The sequence below is a fragment of the Pseudomonas sp. NBRC 111139 genome, from assembly GCF_001753955.1.
GTDB lineage: Bacteria > Pseudomonadota > Gammaproteobacteria > Pseudomonadales > Pseudomonadaceae > Aquipseudomonas > Aquipseudomonas alloputida.
The window spans coordinates 95224-120971 of the sequence record NZ_BCBP01000018.1; the positions used below are offsets into that span (position 1 = coordinate 95224).

Consider the following 25748-nt stretch of genomic DNA (forward strand, 5'->3'; position numbering starts at 1 on the left):
TATTTTCAAAAAGGGCTTGAATTCATTCCGCAGTTGCCTGACCTTAGAGTCAAGAGGCGCAGAAATTCCAAGGGTCTCAAGGGCCTAGGCGCGTCTCCATGCGAGCAAGCTGAATAAGGATTGAATCATGCAAATCCAGGTCAACAGCAGCAACGATTTCGACGGTAACGCCCGGCTCGACCAGTGGGTCCGCAGCACACTGCAGAACTCGCTGGAACGTTACGAAGAAGACCTCACCCGCATCGAGGTTCACCTGCGCGACGAGAACGGCGTCAAGCCCGGACCGCATGACAAACGCTGCCAGATGGAGGCTCGCCCGAAAGGCCACCAACCGATTTCCGTGACCCACACCGCCAGTTCGCTGGACCAGGCAGTCGACGGTGCCGCCACCAAGCTCAATCACGCGCTGGAGCACTTCTACGGCAAGCTGCGCAGCAAGCGCGGCGTCTTGGAACTGAGTGACCCGGACGCCTGATCGGCAATGCAAAACGCCCGGCCTTGAGCCGGGCGTTTTCGTTTGTGCCGATCAATGGCGCTGAACCAACGTGCGAACGTCCCGGTCAACCTCTGCATTCACTCAACGCAGAAGCAAGACCATGAACAACCCATTCGAACGAATCAGTGCTGCATTCGCCCCCGAATACCGGGTGAACCTGAGCATTGCAAACCTCGACGGCAGTATCATGCTGACCCTGTCCGACGACGCCGGCGTGGTCGCCAAGCGCCTCATCACCCCGGCCCAACGCAACGACCCGGTGCGCCTGCAACGGGTGATCGACAGCATCCGCCTGGGCCTTGCGATCGAACTCAGCCAGAACCCCCTGCAAGTGCTGGCCGCGCTGACCCGTGACGCCCGCCACGAGCCGCGCCATTTCATTGCCAACTGAGGGCTACTTGCCCTCCTCCACTGCCTTGCCGTTGGCGTCCAGCACCTTGGTCGAGGGGTAGCGGTACGAAGCGTAGCGCACCACCAGGATCGAGAACGCCAGCAGCAGGATGCCGCCGCACAGGTACAACAGCCCTTCATCGGGTGCCTTGTGGTGCGAAACATCGCCGATCAGCAGGCGAGTGAGCGCAGTAATTGCCACGTACAGCAGGAAGCGGATCGGCATGTGGTTGGTCTTGAAGTAGATCCCCACCATCGCCCCCAGCTCCAGGTAGATGAACAACAGCAGGATGTCATCGACACTGATCCCGCCCTTGCCCAGCATGTCCAGGAACGTCACCACCGCCGCGTAGGCGGTGATCGCGCCAATGCCGAACAGCGCCAGGTAATGGAACGCCTCGACGCACAGGTTGCCCAGCGAGTCGGCCGAGCCGTGCAGGCCCTTGCGCAGTTTTTCTGCCCATTTGATGTTCACGATGTTCCATTCCCCGATACGTCTTTAAGGATGATGCGTCGCTGATGTGACGCTTGTGCCATGCAGTTAAAGGGCCAAGCCCCTGTCTTGGAAGGCGACCGATTGCCGCAAGACACCTTGAGGCGTGGCGCATTGCAAAAAAGCACGCCGTGCTTGGGGAAAAATCAGATTTAACCCCTTCCTTGTAGGGCATTTCCCAAAGATACTCCCTGCCATTGTGGCGTTCGGGCATGCGCACTAGTCTGGGGTCGTCGCTGCCAATCAGCGACCGGCTTTGACAGGCCGCCCTGAACTAACCACATGGCTTTGCCTTTATGGCAGCTGTCATGGGGCACCTCGTGTGCGCCGGCTTTTGGTTCTGTTCACCGGTCTGTCAACCCATGTACAGCTGCCGCCTCATTGTTTGACAGCAGGAGGTGGTGGCCCCAACTTTGAACAGGCCTTCACCATGCTGAAAGTAGTTCCCGATCCACCCCATAACCCCCATTCCCTCGAAGACACCCTGATCCAGGCCACCGACTACGCGTTGTGCGCAGCCACCGTGGTGCATCAGGCGTTGCTGCTTCAGCCCAAGTCACCGGTTTCGATCCTGATGATGACCTCGATGCATGAGCTGGAGGCGCTGCGGGCTCTGCTTGAGTCGGCACTGGTTCAGGTGCAGATGCACGCTGAGCCCAGGACTTCGCACTAAGGCTGGTTAATGTGCCGGGAGGGCCGGCCTCTTCGCGGGCTCGCCCGTGAAACGGGCGGCCAGGCACTCGAGAAACTTCAGGGGATTGAACAATGACAACAGAAGACACCCAATTCACCGTCGGCAAGACCACTTTCTATCAAGGCGAAAACAGCACCCATCCACTGTTCCGCATCGAGCCCGGCATCCCCTGCAGGGACGCCCGCGAGCAGTCGTCGGAATTGATGGGCTATGTGCGTGAATTGACCATCACTGGCCTGATGGAGGAGAAGCCCATGATGATATGGGCCGCCCATTATCTGAGTGCCATGGCCAAGGCGCTGATGGATGATGCCGAGTTGGGCATGAAGCAATGAGGATTTCGCTTCAGGTTGGATGAAGGCCTCTATGTGTTTGCCGCAGCAGTTTCAGCGCCTGTGAGATCGAGCCCCGCCCGCGCGGCGCACCATTGTAGGAGCGGGTTTACCCGCGAATAGGCCGGACCTGCCGGCCAATATCTCCCGGTCATTCACCGTCGCAGCCGCCACCGCATTCGCGGGCAAGCCCGCTCCTACATCTGTTTCGAACCAATTGTTCCTGGCAAAGGCGCACCCGCAGCGCTCGGTCTGTGCCACGCTACAATTTCTGCTTGCGAACCAACCAGCATTGCCATTACTGTATATAGATACAGTAAACCGCAACACAACCAGCAAAAAGGCATAGAGGTGATGAATGGCCGTCGAAGTGGTGTACCGCAGCAGCCGCGACCCGGAGCGCTTGTTCATGGATAAGGCCGAAGCAGACCGTCACGACAAAATGCTCGAACTGGCCGAGCGCCTGGCCGAAGTGCTGCACAAGGCGGTGCCGTCGCTGACCGAGCAGCAGGTCGAGGAAGCCGGTATCTACATGGCGAAGAACCGCGATGTGTTCGCCCGGGCGTTCAAAAGCCAGCCGGATGCGTTGGCCGAATTGCTTGAGGGTACTGCTGCCGAGTGATATCGCCCGAGGTGTGCGGGTTTACCGGCGAAGTGGGCAACAACGCCATCAGCAACCTTCAGCCATACAACAACCGCTCCGCCAACATCTGCGCCACCCTTGCCGGCGAACGCTTCTCCGCCTGCGCATGGCCAAACACTTCGGTCAGCCGTGAAGGAATCCGCGCCAGGTGCGCAGTAATGGTGCCTTGGTCTTCGCCACGGTGGGTGAGTGCCACATAGATCAGCCCACCGGCATTGATCACGTAGTCAGGTGCATACAATATGCCGCGCGACTCCAGCTGGTCTGCCACCTGCAAGGTCGTCAGCTGGTTGTTGGCCGCCCCTGCCACTGCCGCACAACGCAGTTGCATCACGCTCTGCCCGTTCAGTACCGGGCCCACGCCGCAGGGTGCAAAGATATCGCAAGGGGTACTGATCAAAGCATCGTTGGTCACCGGTTTGGCATCGAACTGCTCCATCGCCAGCCGCACCCGCCCCGGGTCCAGGTCGCTGACCAGCAGCTCCGCGCCCACCGCATGCAATTGCTCCGCCAGTGCATAACCGACATTGCCCAACCCCTGCACCGCTACCCGCAAGCCTCTCAGGTCATCGCTGCCCAGCCGAAACGAGGTTGTGGCACGTATGCCCGCGAACACTCCCATCGCCGCATGTGGCGATGGGTCGCCCGACGCAGTGGTGCTGGTCACGTAGGGCGTGCTGTGGGCAATGCAGTCCATGTCCAAGGTCGAGGTGCCACTGTCCACGGCGATGATAAAGCGCCCATGCAAGGTATCGATGAAGCGGCCAAAGGCCTCGAACAGCGCGGCGCGGTTTTCCACATGCGGGTTGCGCATGATCACCGCTTTGCCACCCCCCATCGGTAAGCCGGCCAGTGCTGCCTTGTAGCTCATGCCCTGGGCCAGGCGAATCGCGTCGGTCATGGCGCTTTCGTCATCGGCGTAAGGCAGGTAGCGGCACCCCCCCATGGCCGGGCCCAAATGCTCACTGTGGATTGCCACAACGGCTTTCAGGCCCGTAGGCGGGTCATTGAACAGGTGCAGTGACTGGGTACGGGTGCTTTGCATCAGCGCGAACATCGACCGGCTCCCCTACGAGGTGCTCCTTCCAGTATAGGCACGGCCTCAGCCTTGACGCCGCCGCCGGACCACTGGACGAAACCACGCGCCACGGCTAATACTCAAACGTGTGTGGAGATGCCCCATGAAGCCACGTCAAGCCTGCCTGGCCTGCCTGGAACGCGAGCCTGTCGACCTGCTGGAAGCCGCATTGTGGATTGCTGCCGAGCACGACCCGGGTGTCGAGCCCGCGGCCAGCCTTGCTGCGCTGCACGACCTGCAGCGCGAGATAAGCGCCAACCTGCCGATGCTTCCACTATGCGAACTGGCCCAGCCACTGCTGCGCCAGCTCAATGCGCTGGGCTTTCAGCAGGATGAATATCACCCCTTGCGCCCCCATGCGGCGATGATGGACAAGGTACTGCAGCGCCGCCGCGGCCAACCACTGACCCTGGCCATCCTCGCGTTGGAACTGGCCAGGCGCCTGTCCATACCGCTGGAGGGTGTGGGCTTCCCTGGCCATTTCCTGCTGCGCGTGCCGGGTGCCGACCACCTGCTCGATCCCTGCGGCGGCCGGCGCCTGTACCCCAGCGACTGCCGCGAATTGCTGGCGCGCCAGTTCGGCCCGCACCTGGCGCTGACCGCCGAGCACCTGCGCAGCGCCAGCCCGCTGCAGATGCTGCAACGCCTGTCACGCAACCTGCGCCAACTGCACATCAGTAACGACAACCACCTGGCGGCGTTGATCGACGCAGAGCGCATCATGCAGTTGGGCCCGGTGCAGGTGAGCGACTACATGACCCGCGCCTCGCTCTACCATCATCTGGATTGCCCACAGGCCGAGCGCTTCGACCTGGAGCATGCGTTACTGCTGACGGAAGACCCGGTCCAGCGCCTGAAGCTGTCCGAGCGAATCGGCAAGCTTCCGGCGACGAACCGTTCACTTCACTGAGCCGGGCTGTCCGGCTGCTGGGCGGGGTGGGCCTTGGCGAACGCCGGGTGCGCGGCCGCCAGTGCGGCAACCCGCAGGATGCGCGGGAAGCTGTCGAGGTCGATGTTGAAGCGTTCGGCCGCGTACAACTGCGGGATCAGGTACACATCCGCCAGCCCTGGCGTGTCGCCAAAGCAGAAACCGTGATCGCCAATCAGTTGCTCCACTGCCGCGAGCCCTTGGCTGATCCAGTGGCCGATCCACTGGTTGACCTGCCCCTCATCCTGACCGGCCTGGCGCAGCCGGTTGAGCACACTGACGTTGTGCAGCGGATGAATGTCGCAACCAATGATGGCCGCCACCCCACGTACCTTGGCCCGTGCCTCGGCGGTGGCCGGCAGCAACGCAGGCTGTGGATAAACCTCTTCCAGGTACTCGATGATCGCCGGCGACTGCACCAGCACCTCACCACCGTCGGTGCGCAAGGCCGGTACGCGGCCCTGCGGGTTGACGGCTACATAGCCCTCGCCGCGCTGCTCACCCTGCAGCAGGTTGACCGGCAGGGACTGGTAAGCCAGCCCCTTCAGTGCCAGGGCAATGCGCACCCGGTAGGACGAGGTGGAACGGTAATAGGTGTACAGCTCCATACCCCTGCCTCCTCAGTTGGCTGCGATGACCGTGCCGCGGCATTCACCGAAACCGATGCTGGCTACGCCGTCACGTGTGCAGCGGGCACGCAGGATGATTTCGTCGCCGTCTTCGAGGAATTTGCGCACCTCGCCGCTGGCCAGCTCGACCGGCAGTTTGCCGCCTTCGGTGATCTCCAGCAGGCTACCGAACGATCCCGGCGTGGCGCCCGACAGCGTGCCCGAACCGAACAGGTCACCCGGCTGCAGCTGGCAGCCGTTGACGCTGTGATGCGCCACCAGTTGCGCCACGGTCCAGTACATGCTGCGGGTGTTGCTCAGGGTCAGGCGGTGCGGGGCAATGCCCTGCTCACGCATGCGCTCAGTCAGCAACAGCACTTCGAGTTCGATATCAAATGCACCACTGGCCTGGTCGCGCTTGTCCAGCAGGTACGACAGCGGCTGCGGGTCACCTTCGGGGCGTGCCGGCTGAGCACAGCGGAACGGCTCCAACGCTTCGGCGGTGACCACCCAAGGCGAAATGGTGGTGATGAAGCTCTTGGACAGGAACGGCCCCAGTGGCTGGTATTCCCAAGCCTGGATATCGCGCGCCGACCAATCGTTGAGCAGGCACAGGCCGGCTACGTGCTCGGCGGCATCGCCTACCGGAATTGCCTGGCCCATGTCATTGCCCTGGCCAATCCAGATACCCAGTTCCAGTTCGTAGTCCAGACGAGCGCAAGGGCCGAAGCTCGGCTCGGTGTGCCCGGCCGGCAGGGTTTGGCCCTTGGGCCGGCGCACGTCGGTGCCGGACGGCCGGATGGTGGAGGCGCGGCCGTGATAACCGATCGGCACGTACTTGTAGTTGGGCAGCAGTGGGTTGTCGGGGCGGAACAGTTTGCCCACATTCTTCGCATGCTCGATGCCTACGTAGAAATCGGTGTAGTCACCGATCTGCGCCGGCACGTGCAGCTGGCAGTCACTGGCCGGGAACAACGCCGGCTTCAAGGCCGCCTGGTGTTCGCTGTGCTCATCGAGCAGCACCTGCAAACGCTCGCGCAGGGCTACGCGGGCATTGCGGCCCAAAGCGAAGAAGGCGTTCAAAGCCCCGCCGCGGGTGGCTTCAACGGCGGCCTTGGCCGCCCCGTCGAACAGGCCGGCGGCCAGCACCGCCTCCAGGTCGAGGATCGCGTCGCCGATCGCCACGCCACAGCGCCTGGCTTCACCCGGCCGGCTGAAGATGCCCAAGGGCAGGTTCTGCAGCGGGAAGTCGCTGTGCCCGTTGGCGTGCTCGACCCAACTACGGGCATTGGCAGTGTGGTTCATGGGTTATCTCCGGTTCGGGTTGAAGGTGCTCGGCAAGGTCGCCCAGCAACTATCGTAGTCGGCCTGCAATTGCGGGCATTCAAGGGCTTGCAGGCTCGGGCGCAACACCTGGCTAGTCTCGAACATGAAGGCCATGGTGTTGTCGATCTTGTGCGGTGCCAGGTCAGCGGCAATGGCCTTTTCACAGGTTTCAGCGTCGGGGCCATGGGCACTCATCACCCCGTGCAACGAGGCACCACCCGGCAGGAAGCCCTCGGCCTTGGCGTCGTAGGCGCCATTGATCAGGCCCATGAACTCGTTCATCAGGTTGCGGTGGAACCATGGCGGACGGAAGGTGTTCTCGGCCACCATCCAGCGTGGCGGGAAAATCACGAAGTCCATGTTGGCCATGCCATGCACGCTGGTTGGCGAGGTGAGCACGGTGAAAATCGAGGGGTCCGGGTGGTCGAAGCTGACGGTGCCGATGGTGTTGAAGCGGCGCAGGTCATACTTGTACGGCACGTTGCTGCCATGCCAGGCCACAACGTCCAGTGGCGAGTGCTGCAGCTCGCAAGCCCAGTGTTCACCCAGGAACTTCTGTACCAGTTGCACCGGGCCTTCGGCTTCTTCGTAGTGGGCCACGGGCGTGAGGAAGTCACGGGGGTTGGCCAGGCCGTTGCTGCCGATCGGGCCCAGGTCCGGCAGGCGCAGCGGCGCACCGTGGTTTTCCGCGATATAGCCACGGGCTTGGCCGTCGAGCAGTTCGACGCGGAACTTCATGCCACGTGGGATCACCGCAATTTCCAGCGGTTCGACCTCCATCACGCCCAGTTCGGTGGCGATGCGCAGGCGGCCCTGTTCCGGCACCAGCAGTAGCTCACCGTCCGCGTTGAAGAACACCCGTTCCATGGACCGGTTGGCGCAGTAGATGTAGATGCTCACGCCAGCCGGTTTTTCCGCTGCGGCGTTGGCAGCCATGGGCAGCCAACCTTCGATGAAATCGGTCGGTTCAGCAGGAATCGGCTGCGGGCTCCAGCGCAGGCGGTTGGGGTTGATGCCACCCAGTGGCCCGCCGAGCGGCTGGCGCGCCAGGCGCTCGAAGCGTGGGTGCAAGGCAGAAGGGCGAATGCGGTACAGCCAGGTACGGCGCAGCTCGCTGCGGGCCATGGTGAACGCCGTGCCCGACAGCAGCTCGGCATACAGGCCATACGGGGCCTTCTGCGGGGAGTTCTGCCCGACAGGCAGCGCCCCGGGCAATGCTTCGCTGGCGAATTCGTTGCCGAAGCCGCTCAGGTAGTGAAGGTCGGGCGACGTGTCGCGGTTCATCGATGCCTCCGGATTTTGTTTTTATCGTAATCAGATTACGAATAACGTAATTTGCTCCGCTCAAGGCGTCAAGCTATAAAGGCGACACGATAAACCCGGAACCTCCCCTCCCATGGCCAAAGCCAGCTCCCCCACCGACACCGGCAAGCAGAAGGTCCGCTCGGCGGAAGTCGGCACCGACATCCTCAAGGCCCTCGCCGAACTCTCACCCTCGACTTCACTATCACGCCTGGCCGAGCACGTGCAGATGCCTGCAAGCAAAGTGCATCGCTACCTGCAGGCGCTGATTGCGAGTGGTTTTGCCGAACAGGATGCGGCCACCAACCATTACGGGCTGGGGCGCGAGGCATTGCGGGTGGGGCTGGCGGCGCTGGGCAGCATCGATGTGCTGAAGGTGGCGGCAATGCCGTTGTCGCAGTTGCGAGATGAGCTCAACGAAAGCTGCTTCATCGCTGTGTGGGGCAACCAGGGGGCCACGGTGGTAAGCATCGAACCTGCCGTGCGCGCAGTCACCGTGGTGACCCAGATCGGTTCGGTGCTGCCGTTGCTCAGCTCGTCCACCGGGCTGGTATTCGCCGCCTACCTGCCCGAGCGAGAAACCCAGGAGCTGCGCGACAGGGAACTGGCCGCTTTGCAACAAACCGCCAGTGACTACGACACACTGCTGGCCGGCATCCGCGAACAGGGCCTGCACCATGTGCATGGCCTGCTGATGCCGGGGGTGGATGCGCTGTCGGCGCCAGTATTCAACGCCCTGGGGCAGATTGCGGCGGTGATGACTGTGGTCGGGCCGACGTCGATCTTCCATGCCGATGAACATGGGCCGGCGGCGCAGCGCCTGCTCACGGCCGCACGAACCGTGAGCTGGCGCATGGGTTACGCGGGCAACCCACACTGCGCTTCGACGTCTTGTGTTTCCTCCTCGACGAGCCAGAGCAGTTCCTGAGAGAAGCCGTCATAAAGGGCGGGTGCCACCTCGCTCACCAAATCGCCGTAGTCATCGCATAGCCGCCCGATCACACGCGAGAAGGCCGTGGGCTGCGACACCTCTGCACGAGAAAGTACGGTGATGTATTTCTGCGCGGCACCGAACAGCCGCGCCAAAACCCCCGTGGAAGCCACCGTTCCTGCAACCCCCGCCGCGAACGACAGCAAGGCGGCGGAACGGTCGCCATCGCTCCACGCGATGGCCCCGGTGACAAAGGACCTGGCCGCACAGAACAGCCCGACGGCCATAGCCGCCGGCGGAAACGGCACGGTGAGGATGCCGGCCAGTACGATCCCCCACTCCACCACCACGGCCGAAATACGCTCGGCAGCGTCGGCGCTGTCTTCAGCGGCTTCGTTGATCATCCGCCTGATACGTTTCTCCAGGTCCTGGACAGGATCCCCGATACGCCCGGTCTCCCCTATCGGCGGCCGCACGCCCCTGCCTCGGGCAACGGCGTCCAGCACCAGCTCAATGCCATCCCCGGCGCGCAGTTGCTCTTCGATCCATGCGTTCAAGCGCGACTGGTTCGATAACGGCACGCGGTCTTGGCAATAACCTGCCAAGTCGTGCTCACGCCAAGTCCTTGCCAGCTCGCTGAGGGTCCGCAGCGTGGGGCCTTGCTCGATTTCTGGCAGATAGACCAAGGGCTCAAGCTCGCGGTCACGAGCATGCTTCAGCAGGTAGGCACCTTGAACAGGGCAATCGTCCATCCACAACGGATAAAGGTTGCACGCCGCGTCGATCGAGGTTCCCGAAAAAGTGTCGATCACCGATTCCAGCCACTGCGCATGGCGGCCCGACAAGCTTCCCTGAAGTTTCTCGCTGAGCACGGCACGCCTGATCTTCAAAGCAAAGAGCGTGCGATAACACTGCCTGAGCCTTTCATATTCCGGCCTGGAGCGGTCGAGTAACTGCGCTTTCACTTCTTCGATGTACTTGTTGCCCAGGTCGGCAGCACGAATGTAGCTCCCCAGCAGCGCCGGGCTCAGGTGCGAGATATCCTGGCCGGTAGCCGAGGTGATGCGGGCAAAGTCGGAGAAATTGTAATACGTGGGATAACCTTTGATGACAGTCTGTGTCAGTGTGCGAATGGCATCCTCTTCCAGCGTTATCAATACCTGATCCGGGTTGATTGGGCCGCCGCGATTGCCCGGGTATGAGTTGATCTTTTCCGTCACCTGTCGATGGGCGAAGGTGCGAAAGCTCGGCATCTTCATCAGCGACTGATACCTGGCCTGCGCCAGCTTGAGCAGTTGATCGATATCAACCAGTGCCTGCTGCTCGGCACGACTGGCGTTGATGAACCAGCTTGGCGTGGTGGCCTGTTGATCCTCGATCAGGGCAATGATCTTGCGCCTGGCCAGAGCTTTGAGCACAGCCGGCCACTGCTGCGACTTGATCGGCGCGAGCGTCACGCTGTGCATGGTCCAGTCGGTGGGTAGCATCTCGACCTTGCGCAAATGGCGCTTGAGCGAATCATGCTGGGCCCGCGAGCATTGCCCCAGCAGGTACTCACTGCCTACCGGCCACAAGGTCCAGCTACCGATTTCGAGCGCCATTTCCTGGAGTGAATCGAAAAGATGAAAATCGCCTCCGGGTGCTCCAGGGGCGTAGAGCAAGTACTGATCGCCCTGCACCAGACACAGCAGATCCTTCAAGGGCGTTTGCGCACCATTGAGGTAAACCAGGCCGGCGCTGATGGCATTGGCCTGCATGTTCCCCTGGCGTGCGTGGTGCAGCAGATCGAACCCAGCCGGGTGAAACCCTTGATGACGAGCGGCCTGATTGGCCAGCGCCAGCCGCGCATCAAGCACCTCGCACAGTGCGGCCATGGTCAAAGCGTCGTCATAGAGCGTACGGATCTGTTTGACGTAGTTCACGCGCAAATCCAGTTTTTCGATCACGCTCTGGATAGAGGTGCTTCCCAACAATGAACGGTGCCGCTCCCCCAGGATTTCGACCTTGAGCTGGCCCCCGCTGTAGCCACCACTCAACGCCCAATCGAGCAGGGTGTGTTTCATCGCCTGCTCAGGGTCATCGACGTGACTGACACACACGCGTACCTGCTCGGGGTCGATATCCAGGCCAAGGGCTTGCTTGACCTGTTTCTTGGCGAAGCTGCGCAGGTCGCGCCATTGCGCCAGACGCTCGGTGCAACGCTGCTCCTTCACCTGCAGGTCATCTTCCAGTTGTCGATAGGCTTGCAGTTCCTCGCCCTGCATGAATCGCCGCCATTCGGGCAGCAGGCTGGTGCGGTACGCTCGCACATGCCGCGTCGCACGTTTCTGCAGCGCAGCCACCAGAGGCTCAAGCCGAGCCGCACTGTCGAGCTGGGCCAGACGCCGCGCGTCATCGACCTTGATCCGCAGGCTGCGCTGGGTGGCCTTAAGCTGGATAGCCCGCAGATCACGGATGAAATACCTGTGAAGTGGTACTTGCAGCGGCACGAAATCGAGTGTCAAACCCTCTGTAGACAACGCCGCCCGCTCTTGCGAAGACAACAGCCAACGCAACGGGCTGCCTTCAGCAAAGGCTGGGGCGAGTGCGCTGGCTGCGCGCGCGCGTTCAGTGTCGAACCAGCAACCGCTGGCCAAGCTGTAAATCAGAAAATCCGCAGGTGCGTCCGGGTTCTGTTCGAGGTCATGACGGCTGGCAACGACGCCCGGCAAACGAAAACGCAAATCTCCGGCAACCAGGTACACCTCATGCTTGTTTACGTCCCCGTCCTGCTCAAGGGCCTCGATACCGGCTTCCCAGGCCTTGAACCTAAGGGCCTTGAGACGCGTTTCAGCAAACATCAGCTGGATCAAATGGGACGCCAGGGTAAGTGGTTTCGAACTTAATCTGGAGTGTTGCTCCCACCACTGGTCAAGAACCGCCTGCCTTTGCGGCACAAGCGACTCGACAACCGCCAACGGCAAACGCTTCTGCTCGGTGAACTGTTGTCGATGCGCCTCCGGTATCAGGCTGCCCAATTGCGCAACCGCAGCCATCAGCTGTTGCAGCTCCTGGGCGTGGGCCATCATGGCCTTCACCTGTTCTTTCACAGAGCGTGCACCTGGGCACCCTTCACCGAAATCGGGGCTGCCGAGATTGAAATCGAAAGACATGAACTGCGCTCCAAAATACAAGGAGGCAGCAGAGTGAACGGATGATAAAGGCAGTAGCGCAGGGAAGCTTACCCCGCACTTGGCACTGTTGCCTGAAACGTAAAGGTGAATGTCGACAGACGCTATTTTTCCTAACGGATCAAGCGCTTATTCTTGACTCACTGGCCGGCTTGAAGGGCTCTCCCCCCGCCTTTCAAGCCTGCGAGGTTCACCGACGTAGATTTTGAAGCTCCTTGATCTGACGTCTCGATTGGCCGCTGCGGCTTGCAGCGGCCTTTTTTTTGAAATCTGAAAATGCATCCTGGCGGTCAGGTGACCGTCAAGACTTTCAGCGCCGTTGAGATCGGGCGCCGCCCGGATGGCGCCCGACCTCATCGGCGCTGAAACCTCGTCATGACCACGCCACTTTCGGCGGGTAGAAGCTCAGCGGCTGCTCACGAAAGGCCAGGTAGTGGCGCAGCACCTGCACTGGCGCTTCGGTATGCGGGTAATGGCCAATGCCCAGTAACTGCACGGTGTCCGGCTCCGGTATCAGTTGCCGGTAGCGCTCAAGCATGTGCGCGCCGGAAAGCGGGTCGACCACGCCATTGATCAAGCGCAGCGGCACGCCTTTACGTTGCATCGCCCCGACCCAGCGTTCGCGGTGCAACCTGCGCTCCGGCATGTAGCCCACCAGCTTGTGCAGGATGCGCGTGCCCCGGTTGGCAGCGATCAGGCTCCAGAAATCATCCAGCGCGCTTTCACTGGGATGGGTGCAGGGGCCGTAGACCTGAATCACGTTACGCACCAGATCGTCACGCCCGAACGAGCGCCCGACCAGCCAGCCAAACCGGCTGAGCAGCAGCTTCTGGATCAGTAGCATGCGGCAGCTTTCGGGGAACAGCCCGCTGTTGAGGAACACGCAACTGGCAATGTCGGCACGCTGCTCATGGTGTCGCGCCAGCAGTTCCTGAGCCACGCTGCCGCCGTAGTCGTGGGCCAACAGGTGCACGGGCTGCGCGACCTGCAGATGGGCAAGCAATGCCTGCTGCAGGTCTGCTTGCTCCATCAGGCTGTAAGTGTGATCGACGGGCTTGTCCGAATCACCAAAGCCAAGCATGTCGCAAGCGATCACCCGGAAACGTTGGCTCAGAGGGCCCCACAGGTAGTGCCAGTCCCAACTGGCGGTGGGGAAACCGTGTAACAGAAGCAGAGGCTCTCCTTGCCCTGCGGTCCAGTAGCGGATGCTCTGGCCCCGGAACATGAAACGCTGTGACCGGGTACGCCAGACGCACAATGGAATCTCGGCCATAGGCATCAGATGGGTCCCGGTGTAGTGGTGTTGGCGGAATAGGGCAAGGCTGCGTTCATTGCATGTCACCTCGGCACTTACATGTGCTCTCTATGTCGAGGCAAAGTCTAGCCAGCAGCCCATTGGCTGGAACTTGCGTTGCCAGCCAGCTTGATGACTGAGCGAGTCAGTGGCACGAACGGTCAGAGCAGCAAGGCCAACAACGGCGCCGCGAACAGGTTGAGCAGCCCGGTCAGGACCATCACCAGGCCGGCCACCGAGCCTTCCTCACGGCCCACTTCCTGCGCCCGGCTGACCCCGGCACCATGCGCGCCAACACCGAACAGGGCCCCCCGTGCCAACGGCGTGCGCAGCGGCAACCAACGCAACAGCACACCGCCGAACATGGCACCGAGCACGCCGGTGAACATCACGAACACCGCTGTCAGTTCTGGCACCCCACCCAAGTCATGGGCCAGCGGCATGGCAAAGGGCGTGGTGATCGAGCGCGGCACCAGCGACAGGCTGGTTGCGCTGTCCAGCGCAAACAGGTGCGCCAGCCCCCAGGAGCTGGCGATCGAGGCACTGCTGCCGGCTACCATGCCCACCATCAGGGCCAGCCAATGGCGCGCCAGCATGGCCCGCTGCTGCCAGATCGGCACTGCGAAGGCTACGGTCACCGGGCCGAGCACGCCCATCAACCAGTGGGTGTTGCGCGCATACTCGGCATAGGCCGTATGCAGCGGCACGGCCACAGCCAGCAGCAACACCGGTACCAGGATCAACGGCGACAGCAGGTAGCGCTTGCTACGCCGGTACAACCAACGGCTACCCAGGTAAGCCAGCAAGGTCAAGGCCAACCAGAACAGCGGCATGGGTTCAAGGCTCACGGCGCAGCCTCCAGCGGCACACCATCTCCACGGTCATGGCGGTCACTACCATCACCATCAGCGTGCTCACGGCAATCACCAGCAAGATGCGCCAGCCCTCTTCACGGATCAATGCGCCATAGTCGAGCAGGCTCATCAGCGCCGGGATGAAGAACAACAGCATCTCAGCCATCAACCAGCCGGCCCCCAATTGCAGCGTGGCCGGTTTGAGCACACCCGAAGCGAACAGTATCAACAGCAGTGCCAGGCCCATCACACCGCCGGGGATCGGCCAGCCCAGCCAACTGGCAATCTGGCCACCGAGCAGGAACAGGGTACAGAGAACCGCCAGCTCGACGAGCAGGCGCAGGGCTTTTTTCAATGATGCAGGTTTCATGGCGGGGTTCCTCGACAGGCCCTTATTTTAAGATTTGGCTGCCTAGGCCAGAAGCGAATTGTTAGACTGCCTGCCATTCCAGAATGGAATCGAAGCAATGGAATTCAAACAACTGCGCAGCTTTATCGAAGTGGTCCACCGCGGCGGTTTTACCCAGGCGGCACAGACCCTGCACATCAGCCAGTCGGCCGTGAGCAAGCAGGTGGCCCAGCTTGAGCAAGATGTGGGCCAGCCGCTGCTGGAGCGCCAGGCGTCGCACCTGCACCTGACCGCTGCCGGGCGCATCGTGCTGGAGCGTGGCGAAGCCCTGCTGCGCCAGCGCCAGGCGCTGCTCAACGAGCTGGACGACCTCAGCCAGATGGAGCGTGGCGAACTACGCCTGGGCTTGCCGATGCTTGGCAGCGACACGTTGTTCGCCGGCTTGTTCGCCGAGTACCGGCGGCGCCATCCGAACATCGCCATCCAGCTGCTTGAAGGCGGCAGCCGCAACGTCGAACAGGCCGTCAGAAGTGGCGAACTGGAACTGGGCGGCTGCTTGACGCCCACCGACGAGGCATTCGACTACCAGCCCTTCTGCAACGAACCGCTGGATGCCTTGCTGCCGGCTGGCCATGCCCTGGCGGGCCTGGACGCCGTGGGCCTGAGGCAACTGGCCGATACACCGTTCCTGCTCTACCAGCGCAGTTTCGTGCTCAACGACCGGCTGCTGAAGGCGTGCCAGCAGCAGGGCTTCACCCCCAAGGAAGGCGGGCGCAGCGGCCAGGCGGATTTTTTGGCGGCGCTGGTGGCAGCGGGCCAGGGCGTGGTGATGCTGCCCCGGGTGGTGGCAAAAGCGCTGGAGCGCCCCGGGGTGGTGCGTGTGCCGTTGAATGCGCAGGAGGATTTGCGTTGGGATATCGCGTTTATCTGGCGACGCGGCGCCTACCTGTCACGGGCGGCGCAGGGGTGGTTGGCCTTGTTGCGCGAGCCCCATGGCTAACACGCCTGCGCAGATGCCAGGTCAGGCGTTCAGTGCGCTCGCCAACTCAGCCAGCCAAGGCTCGGCATCCGCCTCCGGGGTCACGGTCTCGCTCGCATCCAGGCGCAGCATTGGCTGCACCTCGCGCACGCCCAGCTCGGCGAACAGCTCACGCATCTGCTCGCCACCCCCGCAATAGGTATCGCCATAACTGGAGTCGCCCAGCGCGATCACCGCACCAGGCAGGCCGCGCCAGGCCGCGGGCAGTGTGTCACGAAGTGTGCTGTACAGCGGCATGAGGTTGTCCGGCAACTCACCCATACCGGTGGTCGAGGTCACGGCCAACAAGGCGTCGGGGGCAAAACCCTGAAGATCCTGAAGGGTGGCACGCGCAGCATGCCAGGCCTCGAAACCCGCCGCCTTGAGTAGCGATTCAGCGTGACGGGCGACTTCTTCGGCGGTGCCATAGACCGAGCCGGAAATAATGGCGACTTTCATCGGGTAGAGGATTCCGAAACTGAGTGAAAACGTAGGATACTAGCATTCAACGCTGGCAAAAGGCCGCCGTTACCAAAGTCGCCATCTTCCGTTTTCCTTCACCTATGGCCCGGACATGATCAACGCGCAATTGCTGCAATCGATGGTCGATGCGTCCAATGACGGCATCGTGGTTGCCGAAAAGGAAGGCGACGACACTATCCTGATCTACGTGAACGCCGCTTTCGAATGCCTCACTGGCTACAGCCGTGACGAGATTCTCTATCAGGATTGCCGGTTCCTGCAGGCTGACGACCGTGACCAGCTCGGCCGCGCACGCATCCGCAAGGCCATGGCCGAAGGCCGCCCCTGCCGCGAAGTGCTGCGCAACTATCGCAAGGATGGCAGCGCCTTCTGGAACGAGCTGTCGATCACGCCGGTGAAGAGCGACTTCGACCAGCGCACCTACTTCATCGGCATCCAGAAGGACGTCAGCCGCCAGGTCGAACTGGAACGGGAGCTGGCGGAACTGCGCGCTCGTCCGAAACCCGACGAACGCGCCTGAACCAAGTCCGCCACGCACGGTCAATTCCGTTGAAGAAATCGCCACCACCGAGTTCGATCATGCAAGCAGACGCGCTCCTGACCCAGGACGAGCTGGATTTCATACAGAACATGCAGCATTCGCCACAACTGAACCTGGCTGACACCATGTCGAGCCTGCTGGTCAATGGCGACCGCCGCATTCAAAGCTTGCTTACGCGGTTGGTGGCTAACGAGCAGGTGACCTTGCAGGCCCAGTTCAACAACCAGCAGATCAGTTTCCCGCTGCAGCTGGTAGAGGACGAGTTCCACGCCCTGCACCTGCAGCTGGGTTCACCGGAAATCTACGAAGACGGCCCCATGCTGCGCCCATGGCGCTTGTCGCTGGACCAGCCGAGCGCTCTGCTCGACGCCCATGACAAGGCAAGCGGCCTGTGGGTGCGGGAGATTTCCTTCAAAGGCGTGCTGCTGGAAGTCCGTGATTTGCCAACAGCACCCGCCCGCTTCGAGCTGCGCTTCGCCCCGGGCGGCATCACCCCGATCGAACTGCATGGTGTGTTGGGCCGGCGCATCGGCACGGACCTGGCTGCCTACGACCTCGGCCAAAGCCCAGCCGAAGAAATCGAACGCCTGCGCGACTACATCCTCCAGGCCCACCGCCACGCCCACCCCGAGCTGCACACTCAAGTATCGAGCTGACGGGCCAGAAACTGCCGCAAGCGCTGGCGCATCACACTGCCCTGCGCGCCCAGGCAGGCTACAGGGCTGCCAGCCAGGCTGTCCTGTACCGCTTCCGCCGCCTCACCGGCCAGTAACAACGGGCATTCCAGCATCGACGCCAGGCGCTTGAGGTGCCGGGTGAGTTCTACTGTGGGCGACGGATGGGAAAACAGCACCAAGGCGTCCGGCTTCAGCCGTTCGCAGACCAGCGCAAGCTCTTGCAGCGGCTGCCCGTTCGCCAGCGGGATCACGCGTATTTCATCGCTACCCAGGATCAGACTGGTTAGCACTGCCCCGGCAATGGCGCCACCAGCACGGTGCGGCTACTCGGCACACGGGCCAGCTGCAAGCGGGCGAAAACCCGACCGCGCAGGAACTGATCATAGAACAGCCATTCGCTGGCCTGCCCATAACCGCCTTGCCGGACTACCATGTCATGCCACACCGGCATGAACACATTGGCGAAAACCTGGTCCAGGGTGCTGGCCGCGAACACCTCGTCATAAAGGCGATCCAGGCCCGCCACGTCGAAGTGCTGTACCGCCAGGCGAATCTGGTTTTGCCAGCGCAAGCAGGGGTCCACCGCGCCGCCGGCCTGCCCGGAGAGAGCATGGCCGCGAGCAAGAATGCTGCCCACCTTGCTGACCGCCACGCCACGCTCCAGCCAGCCGAGGATACGGCGGATTTCATCGATATCAGCCTGGGAATACAGGCGGTGACCACTGTCGGTACGGATGGGCTGGATCAGCCCATAACGGCGTTCCCAGGCACGAAGGGTCACGGCGTTGACACCGGTCAAGCGTGACACTTCACGAATCGGAAACAGCTCCTGCTGCTCGAAACTCGCATCGATCACCGGTTTACGTCCCTGTTCGTTCATGTGCACGAAGTACCCTGAGTGCGAAGAAACTGAGCACATAGCTTACTACGACTGTGTCGGTCTGTTGGTGCCACCGTTTGCCAGCTGAGCGTTGCCGAAGATCGCAACTGCGCGATAATGCGTGCCCGATTCTTGCATGCACGACTGCGTCGCCCACCACCCCGGGCCACACAGCCAAAGGGGCCAGCTACCCGCCAGCCCCGTTGCCAGGAGATACACAATGTCTACCCCACCCGTCACCCTCATGGTGTCTCGCCGCGCCGCCCATGGCCGCTACCAGGACCTGCTGGCCTGGCTGCACGAAGGCGAACAACTGGCCACCGACTTCCCTGGCTACCTCGGCTCGGGCATCCTCGCCCCGCCCCGGGATGGCGACGAATTTCAGATCATCTTCCGCTTCAGCGACGAGCCGACCCTGCATGCCTGGGAGCACTCCGCCTCGCGTCGCGCATGGTTACAACGCGGCAACGGTCTGTTCGAGCGCCCCAAAGAGGCGCGCGTTAGCGGTATCGACGACTGGTTCGGCACCAACAGGGTGCAAAAACCGCCACGCTGGAAGCAGGCCGTGGCCATCTGGCTGGCGTTTTTCCCAGTCTCGCTGGCCTTCAACCTGGTGTTCGGCCACTGGTTGACGGCACTCGACCTTGTGCCCCGGGTACTGCTCAGCACCCTGGCCCTGACGCCGGTGATGGTGTACCTGTTCATCCCGCTGTCCACCCGCCTGCTGGCCAGTTGGCTACAGGCCTCCCCGCCCGCTGCTGGCGCCTTGCGCAGCCGCTGAGGCCAGGCCATACAACAGGTAAACAGTTCGGGTATGCTGGGTGGCAATCAAAGGACAGACAAGTTGACCACCCCGAACATGAACAGCCCCATTCTCGTTACCGGAGCCAGCCAGCGTGTCGGGCTGGCCCTGGCCCTCGAACTGGCACAGGCCGGCCATACGGTGGTCAGTGCCAGCCGCAGCATCCAGCCGCCGGCAGCCCACCCCAACATCGTGCAGTTTCAGGCCGACCTGTGCCAGGCGGGCGACCGCCAGGCGCTGATCGATCACCTGCACGATCGTTACGACGGACTGCGCGCCATCATCCACAATGCTTCGCTATGGCTCGACGACGGCCTCGACAACCTCGAGACCATGTTCCGCCTGCACGTCGAAGCGCCCTACCACCTCAACCTGGCCCTGGGCGACCTGCTGGCCAAGGTGGAAAAGGCCGACATCATTCACATCTGCGACGAAACCTCCTCGCGCGGCAGTAAAAGCCACATCGGCTACGCCGCCACCAAGGCCGCACTGCAGAACATGGTGCTGTCATTCGCCGAAAAATATGCGCCCAAGGTGCGTGTGAACGGTATCCTGCCCGGGCTGCTGATCCTCAAGGAAGGGGGTGACGAAGCCTACCGCCAGCAAACCCTGAAAAAGGCCCTGCTGGAATTCGAACCCGGCGCCGGCCCGCTGATCGAGACCGTCAAGTACCTGCTCGCCAGCCAGTACAGCACCGGCAGCCAGGTGGTCATCAACGGTGGCCGCCACCTGAAGAACCGCATGACTTGAGAGAAGACCATGACCCCACAACAACAGCTCGAGCTCGAGGCCGCCGCGTTCCGGCGCCTGGTCGAACACCTGCAAAAGCGCACCGATGTACAGAACATCGACCTGATGAACCTGTCCGGTTTCTGCCGCAACTGCCTGTCCAAGTGGTACAAGGCCGCCGCTGAGGAGCGTCAGCTGGACCTGAGCCTGGATGATGCCCGCGAAGCGGTGTACGGCATGCCCTACGCCGAGTGGAAAGCCCAATACCAGAAAGAAGCCAGCGCCGAACAACAAGCGGCGTTCGAAAAAGGAAAAACCTCGTGACTGACCTGAATACCCTGCGCGCAAGCCTGGCCAGCGGCCAACATGTATTTGCCGATACCTTGGCGTTCATTGCCGACAACTACAGCTACCAGCCGCAGGCCTTCAACAACGGCGGCGTGGAGAATGCGGCAGGGCAGAACGAAGGTTCGTGCAAAACCCTGGGCCTGGCCTTGCTTGAAGGGCTGAGCGACCAGGAAGCGCTGCTGGCCTTCGGCGAGCACTACCGTGATGTGGTGGCCACGCCTGAGGGTAGCGACCATGGCAACATCCGTGCGCTGATCAAACACGGTCTGGCGGGTGTGAAGTTTGCTGCGCAGCCGCTTGCGCGCAAGGCTTGATATTGCCGGGGCCGCTTTGCGGCCCCACGATCCAGCGCCCACCATCAATCGATAATGGTGCCAGGCCCCCCACCTTCAAGCCTCCCCTGCCGCAACCACTGCAAGGCCACCGGCCACAGGTTTTCGCGAAACCGGTCATGGAAGAACGCGAAATGGCCAATTTCCTCGACCGAGATATCCACAGGCGCAATGCGCAGGTGCTGGCGCTCGGCACTTTGCAGATAACCCAACAAACGCTCGGTTGCCGCTACGGTCCCGAAGGGGTCGTCCGTCAGACTGATGGCCAGCGTCTTCGCACGCACCTGGGCGAACGGTAGCGCCGCCAACGCCCGCCCGCTGGGGCGGTGCTCATAACGTGGGGTACGCGTGGTCCAGTCGTGCACCACGCCGGATGGCGTGTCTTCCAGCCAACCCAGGCGCTTGCCGGGAAAGTAGCCGAATACCCGGGTCAACAGCGGCATGACCACATGCCACTTGCCGAACAGCTGCCAGCGCTGGTTGGCCGCGTAGTCGCGCCAGTAGGCGAACTGCGCGCCAACCATCACGACCCGACGGATCTGGCCAGCCGACGGTGCCAGGCCTACTGCACAACCGCCGAAACTGTGCCCCACCACGTCCACCGGCTGACCTGGGAAATGCGCTGCCGCATGCGCCAGCATGGCTTCAAAATCCAGCCGGCCCCAGTCGCTCCAGGAGGCCTGGAAACCACGCAGCGACGCCGGCCGGGATTCGCCGATGCCACGGTAGTCGTAGGTCAGCACATCGCAGCCGTGGGCGAACAGGTAGTCGGCAAAGCGGGCGTAATAGCGGCAGCGTACCGACGTGGCAGCGTTGATGATCACCAGCGGGCGCTGGGGGTCAGGTTGGGCGTGGCGCCAGCAGAAGCCGCCGAGGCTGTATCCGTCGGCCGCGGGGTGGCGAAATGGGGTAGCGGGTTGGATGAGGCTACTCATGGCGCATTTCCTGTTGTTGTGCGCCAAAACTAGCAAAGATTTTGTAGCTTGTACTGGCCTCTTCGCGGGTGAACCCGCTCCTACAGGGGGAGAACCTGTGGGAGCGGGCTTGCCCGCGAAGAGGCCGGTACAGGCTTACCCGATTACAGCTCGACGCAGTCGAACTTCACATCGGTGGCCACGTCTTCGTCGTAGTTGACGTCAGCGCGCTCGAAGCCGAACAGGTTGAGGAACTGCTTCTTGTAACCGGCGTAGTCAGTCAGCTCGAACAGGTTCTCGGTGGTCACCTGTGGCCACAGGGCCTTGCAGGCGTTTTGCACGTCGTCACGCAGTTCCCAGTCGTCCAGGCGCAGGCGCCCCTTCTCGTCGACCTCTGCCGGCGCACCGTCGGTACGGTACATACGGTCGCGGTACATGCGGTCGAGCTGGTCCTGGGTGCCTTCGTGTACACCTTTCTCCTGCATGATCTTGAAGACCATCGACAGGTACAGTGGCATCACCGGGATGGCCGAGCTGGCCTGGGTAACCACCGACTTGAGCACCGCCACATTGGCGCCGCCTTTCACTTCACCGGCCAGCTTCTGGTTCAGACGCAGGGCAGTTTCGTCCAGGTCCTGCTTGGCCTGGCCCAGTGCACCGTGCCAGTAGATCGGCCAGGTGATATCGCTGCCGATATAGCTGAAGGCCACGGTGCGAGCGCCTTCGGCAAGTACATTGGCGCCAGCCAGCGCATCGATCCACAGCTGCCAGTCCTGGCCACCCATGACGGTGACGGTATCGGCAATTTCCTGCTCGGTGGCCGGCTCGATGCTGGCCTCGATGATGGTGTCCTTGTTGGTGTCGATGGCGGTCGACTTGTATGGCTGGCCGATCGGCTTGAGTGCCGAGCGAATGACTTCACCGGTCTGCGGCAGCTTGCGCACGGGCGAAGCCAGCGAGTAGATGACCAGGTCGACCTTGCCACCCATTTCGTTCTTGATCAGCTCGATGACCTTGGCGCGGGCTTCGTCAGAGAAGGCGTCACCGTTGATCGACTTGCTGTACAGGCCCTCGGCCTTGGCGAACTTGTCGAAGGCGGCAGCGTTGTACCAGCCAGCAGTGCCGGCCTTGGTCTCGGTGCCTGGTTTTTCGAAGAACACGCCCAGGGTGTCGGCCTTGAAGCCGAAGGCCGCCGTGATGCGGGCAGCCAGGCCGTAGCCGCTGGAAGCACCGATGACCAGGACCTTCTTCGGGCCATCCTCGCGTACGCCCAGCTTGCGGGTGGCTTCGATCTGGTCACGGACGTTGAGCTCGCAGCCCTTCGGATGAGTCGTGGTGCAGATGAAACCGCGAACCTTAGGATGAATGATGGCCAATGTCTGTACCTCGTCAGGTTTATGCCAGGAAAGCGCCGCTTGGGGCGATTCCGATTGATCAGAGGGTGAGACTACCCCCGCAGGTTATCCGACACATATTACGGGGTGATCAGAGGGATGCAAAACCAGAGTTCTTCTGTGCAGGAAGGACATGGCTGCTTGAAATCCAGATTGGCGGGTTAGAACGCCTGGCACCCATTGATTTGCTTTTCACATCAATCCGAAAGAAAAACAAACTTAACAAATAAGCCAAACCCGCCGATGCTGGCGGCACTACGCCCATTGCACGGAGAACAACAACATGAACGACGTGGTGATCGTCGCCGCAACCCGCACCGCCATCGGCAGCTTCCAGGGCGCCTTGGCCACTGTGCCTGCGGTCGACCTCGGCGCCGCCGTGATCAAGCAACTGCTGAAACAAACCGAGCTGGACCCGGCGCAGGTCGACGAAGTCATCCTCGGCCAAGTGCTCACTGCCGGTGCCGGTCAGAACCCGGCACGCCAGGCAGCGATCAAGGCTGGCCTGCCCTTCAGCGTACCGGCCCTGACCCTGAACAAGGTCTGCGGCTCGGGCCTCAAGGCCCTGCACCTGGCCGCCCAGGCGATCCGCTGTGGCGATGCCGAGGTGGTGATTGCCGGTGGCCAGGAGAACATGAGCCTTGCCCCCTACGTGATGCCCTCGGCCCGCACCGGCCAACGCATGGGCCATGGCCAACTGATCGACAGCATGATCACGGACGGCCTGTGGGATGCCTTCAATGACTACCACATGGGCATCACTGCCGAAAACCTGGTGGACAAGTATGGCCTCAGCCGTGAGCAGCAGGATGCCTTCGCTGCCGAATCGCAGCGCAAGGCAGTGGCAGCGATCGAGGCCGGCCGTTTCGACGCTGAAATCACCCCCATCGTGCTGCCGCAGAAAAAGGGCGAGCCCAAGGTTTTTGCCCGTGACGAGCAACCACGCCCGGACACCACCGCCGAGCCCCTGGCCAAACTGCGCCCGGCCTTCAAGAAGGACGGCAGCGTCACCGCAGGCAATGCCTCCAGCCTGAACGACGGCGCCGCCGCCGTGCTTTTGATGAGCGCAGCGAAGGCCAAGGCGTTGGGCCTGCCGGTGCTGGCGAAGATCGCCGCCTACGCCAGTGCCGGGGTAGACCCCGCGATCATGGGTATTGGTCCGGTTTCGGCGACCCAGCGTTGCCTGGACAAGGCCGGTTGGCAACTGGCCGAACTGGACCTGATCGAAGCCAACGAGGCCTTTGCCGCCCAGGCGCTGGCCGTGGGCAATGCGCTGGCATGGGATGCCGCGCGGGTTAACGTCAATGGAGGGGCGATTGCCCTGGGCCACCCGATTGGTGCTTCCGGGTGCAGGGTGCTGGTGACCCTGCTGCACGAGATGATCAAACGGGATGCCAAAAAAGGCCTGGCGACCTTGTGCATTGGTGGTGGGCAAGGGGTGGCGCTGGCCATCGAACGCTGATTGATTCAAGCAGGCCCGGCCTCTTCGCGGGTAAACCCGCGCCTACACTGATCGGTGACGGACACACATCGGTGATCGGGCGCAGGCCGTTGTAGGAGCGGGTTTACCCGCGAAAGGGCCGGACCTGCTGGCCAATTTCCACCCGCTGTTCAATGTCGCAGCCGCGATCGTATTCGCGGGAAAACCCGCGCCTACACTGATCGGTGGCGGACACACATCGGTGATCGGGCGCAGGCCATCGTAGGAGCGGGTTTACCCGCGAAAGGGCCGGGCCTGCTGGCCAGTTTCCACCAGCCGTTCACCGTTGCAGCCGCCATCGTATTCGCGGGTAAACCCGCTCCTACACTGATCGATGATGGACACACATCGGTGATCGGGCGCAGGCCGTCGTAGGAGCGGGTTTACCCGCGAAGAGGCCGGCACAGGCAGCAACTGTTCAAGCCGCGACTCGGTCCTGCTCCAGCGAAGCGGCCAGCACCGCCACTTCCTGGCACTTCTGCACGGCCAGGTCCACTGGACTCTCCAGCAACGAACAGGCCGGCGCCAACCACAGCCGCTCACCCAGGCGTTCATGGGCTTCGTGCAGCAGCCCCAGGGTCTTGCCCAGATCGCAAGGCGAGGCGTTGCGACCGTCGACCAGGCCCAGCGACAGTACCTTGTAGGCCGGCAGGCGGTCGAGAATGCTCTGGTACTGCTCGGGGGCCTGAACCAGATCGACGTGAAGGCCATCAACCGGCAGGTTGGCGGCCAGGCCGAGGTTGCCTTCCAGGCCGCCGAAGTACGTGGCGATCAGCTTCTTCAACGGTGCGCGTTGAAGGATGTTGTAGACACGTTCATAGGCATTTTTCCAATCCTGGGGCAGGTCCTGGGCGAGGATGGGTTCATCGATCTGCACCCATTCAACGCCATGGTCGGCCAGGCGGTTGAGAAGCTGGTCATACACGGGCAGCAGGCGGTCAAGCAGCTCCAGCTTGTCGAAGTCACCGCCCAGGGTCTGGCCCTGCCACAGGTAGGTCAAGGGGCCGATCACCACCGGCTTGACTGCAAGGCCCAGGGCCTTGGCGTGCTCCACTTCTTCGAACAGTGGTTCCCAGTTCAGAACCAACGGCTGATCGCCTGCGCTAAGCACGTGGCTGTCCCAGGCGAAGTCGCCGACCGGCACCAGCTCGATGCCGGCGTCTTTCTGCACCTGCCAGTGGCGGGCACGCAGCTCGCGGTCACGGCCGATGTGTGGAAAGCCCAGGTTATGTGCCAGTGCCATGTCTTGTCCCTTCAGCATG

At 62.3% G+C, this 25748-nt stretch carries 28 protein-coding genes and 1 pseudogene; 15 read left to right on the forward strand and 14 right to left on the reverse strand.

Annotation, left to right across the window (positions count from 1 at the left end; all coding sequences use genetic code 11):
• Positions 1–127: 127 nt before the first annotated feature.
• Complete coding sequence (locus BJQ17_RS04045; RefSeq protein WP_003251689.1) at positions 128–475, forward strand: HPF/RaiA family ribosome-associated protein; 348 nt, start codon at positions 128–130, stop codon at positions 473–475.
• Positions 476–596: 121 nt separating this feature from the next.
• The gene (locus BJQ17_RS04050) at positions 597–887 is read left to right on the forward strand and encodes a DUF3509 domain-containing protein (protein WP_003251688.1); all 291 of its coding nucleotides are present in this window, start codon (positions 597–599) and stop codon (positions 885–887) included.
• A 3-nt stretch (positions 888–890) separates the two neighbouring features.
• Here the strand turns inward: BJQ17_RS04050 and BJQ17_RS04055 are convergent, their stop codons facing one another.
• Positions 891–1361 (reverse strand): phosphate-starvation-inducible protein PsiE, encoded by a 471-nt coding sequence (locus BJQ17_RS04055; RefSeq protein WP_003251685.1) that lies wholly within the window; start codon positions 1359–1361, stop codon positions 891–893.
• A 448-nt stretch (positions 1362–1809) separates the two neighbouring features.
• On the opposite strand from BJQ17_RS04055, the gene BJQ17_RS04060 reads away from it, so the two are divergent.
• From BJQ17_RS04060 to BJQ17_RS04070, 3 genes are all read left to right on the forward strand, one after another.
• On the forward strand, positions 1810–2052 hold the full coding sequence (locus BJQ17_RS04060) for a hypothetical protein (RefSeq protein WP_003251683.1): 243 nt from the start codon (positions 1810–1812) through the stop codon (positions 2050–2052).
• A 92-nt stretch (positions 2053–2144) separates the two neighbouring features.
• On the forward strand, positions 2145–2408 hold the full coding sequence (locus BJQ17_RS04065) for a DUF3077 domain-containing protein (RefSeq protein WP_003251681.1): 264 nt from the start codon (positions 2145–2147) through the stop codon (positions 2406–2408).
• Positions 2409–2763: 355 nt separating this feature from the next.
• Positions 2764–3027, forward strand: coding sequence for a YebG family protein (locus BJQ17_RS04070; RefSeq protein WP_003251679.1), 264 nt, complete (start codon positions 2764–2766; stop codon positions 3025–3027).
• A 58-nt stretch (positions 3028–3085) separates the two neighbouring features.
• Here BJQ17_RS04070 and BJQ17_RS04075 read toward each other — a convergent pair whose 3' ends face one another.
• The gene (locus BJQ17_RS04075; RefSeq protein ID WP_003251677.1) at positions 3086–4105 is read right to left on the reverse strand and encodes a Glu/Leu/Phe/Val dehydrogenase dimerization domain-containing protein; all 1020 of its coding nucleotides are present in this window, start codon (positions 4103–4105) and stop codon (positions 3086–3088) included.
• 124 nt (positions 4106–4229) lie between these two features.
• On the opposite strand from BJQ17_RS04075, the gene BJQ17_RS04080 reads away from it, so the two are divergent.
• A complete protein-coding gene (locus tag BJQ17_RS04080; protein ID WP_004575364.1) occupies positions 4230–5036 on the forward strand; it encodes a SirB1 family protein in 807 nt (268 codons plus the stop codon).
• Here the strand turns inward: BJQ17_RS04080 and maiA are convergent.
• From maiA to hmgA, 3 genes are read right to left on the reverse strand one after another with little or no spacing between them, the layout of a single operon-like run.
• Positions 5030–5662, reverse strand: coding sequence for a maleylacetoacetate isomerase (gene maiA, locus BJQ17_RS04085; protein WP_003251674.1), 633 nt, complete (start codon positions 5660–5662; stop codon positions 5030–5032). The genes BJQ17_RS04080 and maiA overlap by 7 nt on opposite strands.
• A 12-nt stretch (positions 5663–5674) precedes the next feature.
• The gene (gene fahA / locus BJQ17_RS04090) at positions 5675–6967 is read right to left on the reverse strand and encodes a fumarylacetoacetase (RefSeq protein ID WP_003251672.1); all 1293 of its coding nucleotides are present in this window, start codon (positions 6965–6967) and stop codon (positions 5675–5677) included.
• A 3-nt stretch (positions 6968–6970) separates the two neighbouring features.
• Complete coding sequence (hmgA, locus tag BJQ17_RS04095) at positions 6971–8272, reverse strand: homogentisate 1,2-dioxygenase (RefSeq protein ID WP_003251670.1); 1302 nt, start codon at positions 8270–8272, stop codon at positions 6971–6973.
• A gap of 112 nt (positions 8273–8384) precedes the next feature.
• On the opposite strand from hmgA, the gene BJQ17_RS04100 reads away from it, so the two are divergent.
• Positions 8385–9218, forward strand: a complete 834-nt coding sequence (locus BJQ17_RS04100) for an IclR family transcriptional regulator (protein ID WP_003251668.1) — start codon at positions 8385–8387, stop codon at positions 9216–9218.
• Here BJQ17_RS04100 and BJQ17_RS04105 read toward each other — a convergent pair.
• From BJQ17_RS04105 to BJQ17_RS04120, 4 genes are all read right to left on the reverse strand, one after another.
• Positions 9149–12373, reverse strand: coding sequence for a DUF6543 domain-containing protein (locus BJQ17_RS04105; RefSeq protein WP_070095553.1), 3225 nt, complete (start codon positions 12371–12373; stop codon positions 9149–9151). The two genes, BJQ17_RS04100 and BJQ17_RS04105, sit on opposite strands and share 70 nt — an antisense overlap.
• 391 nt (positions 12374–12764) lie before the next feature.
• Entirely contained in the window at positions 12765–13670 is a 906-nt protein-coding gene (locus tag BJQ17_RS04110) for an alpha/beta fold hydrolase (protein WP_070095554.1), read from the reverse strand.
• A 176-nt stretch (positions 13671–13846) separates the two neighbouring features.
• A complete protein-coding gene (locus BJQ17_RS04115; RefSeq protein ID WP_070095555.1) occupies positions 13847–14533 on the reverse strand; it encodes an LrgB family protein in 687 nt (228 codons plus the stop codon).
• Positions 14523–14909, reverse strand: a complete 387-nt coding sequence (locus tag BJQ17_RS04120; RefSeq protein WP_070095556.1) for a CidA/LrgA family protein — start codon at positions 14907–14909, stop codon at positions 14523–14525. Before BJQ17_RS04120 ends, BJQ17_RS04115 begins: the two co-directional genes overlap by 11 nt.
• Before the next feature lie 97 nt (positions 14910–15006).
• On the opposite strand from BJQ17_RS04120, the gene BJQ17_RS04125 reads away from it, so the two are divergent.
• Entirely contained in the window at positions 15007–15888 is an 882-nt protein-coding gene (locus BJQ17_RS04125) for a LysR family transcriptional regulator (RefSeq protein WP_070095557.1), read from the forward strand.
• Positions 15889–15909: 21 nt separating this feature from the next.
• Here the strand turns inward: BJQ17_RS04125 and BJQ17_RS04130 are convergent, their stop codons facing one another.
• On the reverse strand, positions 15910–16365 hold the full coding sequence (locus tag BJQ17_RS04130; RefSeq protein WP_003251656.1) for a flavodoxin: 456 nt from the start codon (positions 16363–16365) through the stop codon (positions 15910–15912).
• 115 nt (positions 16366–16480) lie between these two features.
• On the opposite strand from BJQ17_RS04130, the gene BJQ17_RS04135 reads away from it, so the two are divergent.
• Complete coding sequence (locus tag BJQ17_RS04135) at positions 16481–16909, forward strand: PAS sensor domain-containing protein (protein ID WP_003251655.1); 429 nt, start codon at positions 16481–16483, stop codon at positions 16907–16909.
• 59 nt (positions 16910–16968) lie between these two features.
• Entirely contained in the window at positions 16969–17586 is a 618-nt protein-coding gene (locus BJQ17_RS04140; protein ID WP_003251653.1) for a hypothetical protein, read from the forward strand.
• Here the strand turns inward: BJQ17_RS04140 and BJQ17_RS04145 are convergent.
• Positions 17571–18487 (reverse strand): annotated as a pseudogene (locus BJQ17_RS04145) (MerR family transcriptional regulator). The gene BJQ17_RS04140 and the pseudogene BJQ17_RS04145 overlap by 16 nt on opposite strands.
• 220 nt (positions 18488–18707) lie before the next feature.
• Between BJQ17_RS04145 and BJQ17_RS04150 the strand changes: the two are divergent.
• From BJQ17_RS04150 to BJQ17_RS04165, 4 genes are read left to right on the forward strand one after another with little or no spacing between them, the layout of a single operon-like run.
• On the forward strand, positions 18708–19268 hold the full coding sequence (locus BJQ17_RS04150) for a hypothetical protein (RefSeq protein WP_003251651.1): 561 nt from the start codon (positions 18708–18710) through the stop codon (positions 19266–19268).
• Between the two features lie 33 nt (positions 19269–19301).
• Positions 19302–20039, forward strand: a complete 738-nt coding sequence (folM, locus tag BJQ17_RS04155) for a dihydromonapterin reductase (RefSeq protein ID WP_070095558.1) — start codon at positions 19302–19304, stop codon at positions 20037–20039.
• A gap of 9 nt (positions 20040–20048) precedes the next feature.
• Positions 20049–20342, forward strand: coding sequence for a DUF1244 domain-containing protein (locus tag BJQ17_RS04160; RefSeq protein ID WP_070095559.1), 294 nt, complete (start codon positions 20049–20051; stop codon positions 20340–20342).
• Complete coding sequence (locus BJQ17_RS04165; RefSeq protein ID WP_003251646.1) at positions 20339–20680, forward strand: HopJ type III effector protein; 342 nt, start codon at positions 20339–20341, stop codon at positions 20678–20680. Before BJQ17_RS04160 ends, BJQ17_RS04165 begins: the two co-directional genes overlap by 4 nt.
• 44 nt (positions 20681–20724) lie before the next feature.
• On the opposite strand, the gene BJQ17_RS04170 is transcribed toward BJQ17_RS04165, so the two are convergent.
• Together BJQ17_RS04170 and fabV are read right to left on the reverse strand one after the other, a co-directional pair.
• Positions 20725–21633: an alpha/beta fold hydrolase gene (locus tag BJQ17_RS04170; protein WP_004577693.1), complete on the reverse strand. Its 909-nt coding sequence runs from the start codon at positions 21631–21633 to the stop codon at positions 20725–20727.
• A 143-nt stretch (positions 21634–21776) separates the two neighbouring features.
• The gene (fabV, locus tag BJQ17_RS04175) at positions 21777–22988 is read right to left on the reverse strand and encodes an enoyl-ACP reductase FabV (protein WP_003251642.1); all 1212 of its coding nucleotides are present in this window, start codon (positions 22986–22988) and stop codon (positions 21777–21779) included.
• 301 nt (positions 22989–23289) lie between these two features.
• On the opposite strand from fabV, the gene BJQ17_RS04180 reads away from it, so the two are divergent.
• On the forward strand, positions 23290–24468 hold the full coding sequence (locus tag BJQ17_RS04180; protein ID WP_070095560.1) for an acetyl-CoA C-acetyltransferase: 1179 nt from the start codon (positions 23290–23292) through the stop codon (positions 24466–24468).
• A 436-nt stretch (positions 24469–24904) separates the two neighbouring features.
• On the opposite strand, the gene BJQ17_RS04185 is transcribed toward BJQ17_RS04180, so the two are convergent.
• Positions 24905–25729 (reverse strand): 5-methyltetrahydropteroyltriglutamate--homocysteine S-methyltransferase, encoded by an 825-nt coding sequence (locus BJQ17_RS04185; RefSeq protein ID WP_004577214.1) that lies wholly within the window; start codon positions 25727–25729, stop codon positions 24905–24907.
• Positions 25730–25748: the final 19 nt, after the last annotated feature.

Coding starts and splice junctions, on each gene's coding strand:
- BJQ17_RS04045 (WP_003251689.1), top strand. CDS start 128: ATGCAAATCCAGGTCAACAGCAGCAACGATTTCGACGGTAACGCCCGG.
- BJQ17_RS04050 (WP_003251688.1), top strand. CDS start 597: ATGAACAACCCATTCGAACGAATCAGTGCTGCATTCGCCCCCGAATAC.
- BJQ17_RS04060 (WP_003251683.1), top strand. CDS start 1,810: ATGCTGAAAGTAGTTCCCGATCCACCCCATAACCCCCATTCCCTCGAA.
- BJQ17_RS04065 (WP_003251681.1), top strand. CDS start 2,145: ATGACAACAGAAGACACCCAATTCACCGTCGGCAAGACCACTTTCTAT.
- BJQ17_RS04070 (WP_003251679.1), top strand. CDS start 2,764: ATGGCCGTCGAAGTGGTGTACCGCAGCAGCCGCGACCCGGAGCGCTTG.
- BJQ17_RS04075 (WP_003251677.1), bottom strand. CDS start 4,105: ATGTTCGCGCTGATGCAAAGCACCCGTACCCAGTCACTGCACCTGTTC.
- BJQ17_RS04080 (WP_004575364.1), top strand. CDS start 4,230: ATGAAGCCACGTCAAGCCTGCCTGGCCTGCCTGGAACGCGAGCCTGTC.
- maiA (WP_003251674.1), bottom strand. CDS start 5,662: ATGGAGCTGTACACCTATTACCGTTCCACCTCGTCCTACCGGGTGCGC.
- fahA (WP_003251672.1), bottom strand. CDS start 6,967: ATGAACCACACTGCCAATGCCCGTAGTTGGGTCGAGCACGCCAACGGG.
- hmgA (WP_003251670.1), bottom strand. CDS start 8,272: ATGAACCGCGACACGTCGCCCGACCTTCACTACCTGAGCGGCTTCGGC.
- BJQ17_RS04100 (WP_003251668.1), top strand. CDS start 8,385: ATGGCCAAAGCCAGCTCCCCCACCGACACCGGCAAGCAGAAGGTCCGC.
- BJQ17_RS04105 (WP_070095553.1), bottom strand. CDS start 12,373: ATGTCTTTCGATTTCAATCTCGGCAGCCCCGATTTCGGTGAAGGGTGC.
- BJQ17_RS04110 (WP_070095554.1), bottom strand. CDS start 13,670: ATGCCTATGGCCGAGATTCCATTGTGCGTCTGGCGTACCCGGTCACAG.
- BJQ17_RS04120 (WP_070095556.1), bottom strand. CDS start 14,909: ATGAAACCTGCATCATTGAAAAAAGCCCTGCGCCTGCTCGTCGAGCTG.
- BJQ17_RS04125 (WP_070095557.1), top strand. CDS start 15,007: ATGGAATTCAAACAACTGCGCAGCTTTATCGAAGTGGTCCACCGCGGC.
- BJQ17_RS04130 (WP_003251656.1), bottom strand. CDS start 16,365: ATGAAAGTCGCCATTATTTCCGGCTCGGTCTATGGCACCGCCGAAGAA.
- BJQ17_RS04135 (WP_003251655.1), top strand. CDS start 16,481: ATGATCAACGCGCAATTGCTGCAATCGATGGTCGATGCGTCCAATGAC.
- BJQ17_RS04140 (WP_003251653.1), top strand. CDS start 16,969: ATGCAAGCAGACGCGCTCCTGACCCAGGACGAGCTGGATTTCATACAG.
- BJQ17_RS04150 (WP_003251651.1), top strand. CDS start 18,708: ATGTCTACCCCACCCGTCACCCTCATGGTGTCTCGCCGCGCCGCCCAT.
- folM (WP_070095558.1), top strand. CDS start 19,302: ATGCTGGGTGGCAATCAAAGGACAGACAAGTTGACCACCCCGAACATG.
- BJQ17_RS04160 (WP_070095559.1), top strand. CDS start 20,049: ATGACCCCACAACAACAGCTCGAGCTCGAGGCCGCCGCGTTCCGGCGC.
- BJQ17_RS04170 (WP_004577693.1), bottom strand. CDS start 21,633: ATGAGTAGCCTCATCCAACCCGCTACCCCATTTCGCCACCCCGCGGCC.
- BJQ17_RS04180 (WP_070095560.1), top strand. CDS start 23,290: ATGAACGACGTGGTGATCGTCGCCGCAACCCGCACCGCCATCGGCAGC.
- BJQ17_RS04185 (WP_004577214.1), bottom strand. CDS start 25,729: ATGGCACTGGCACATAACCTGGGCTTTCCACACATCGGCCGTGACCGC.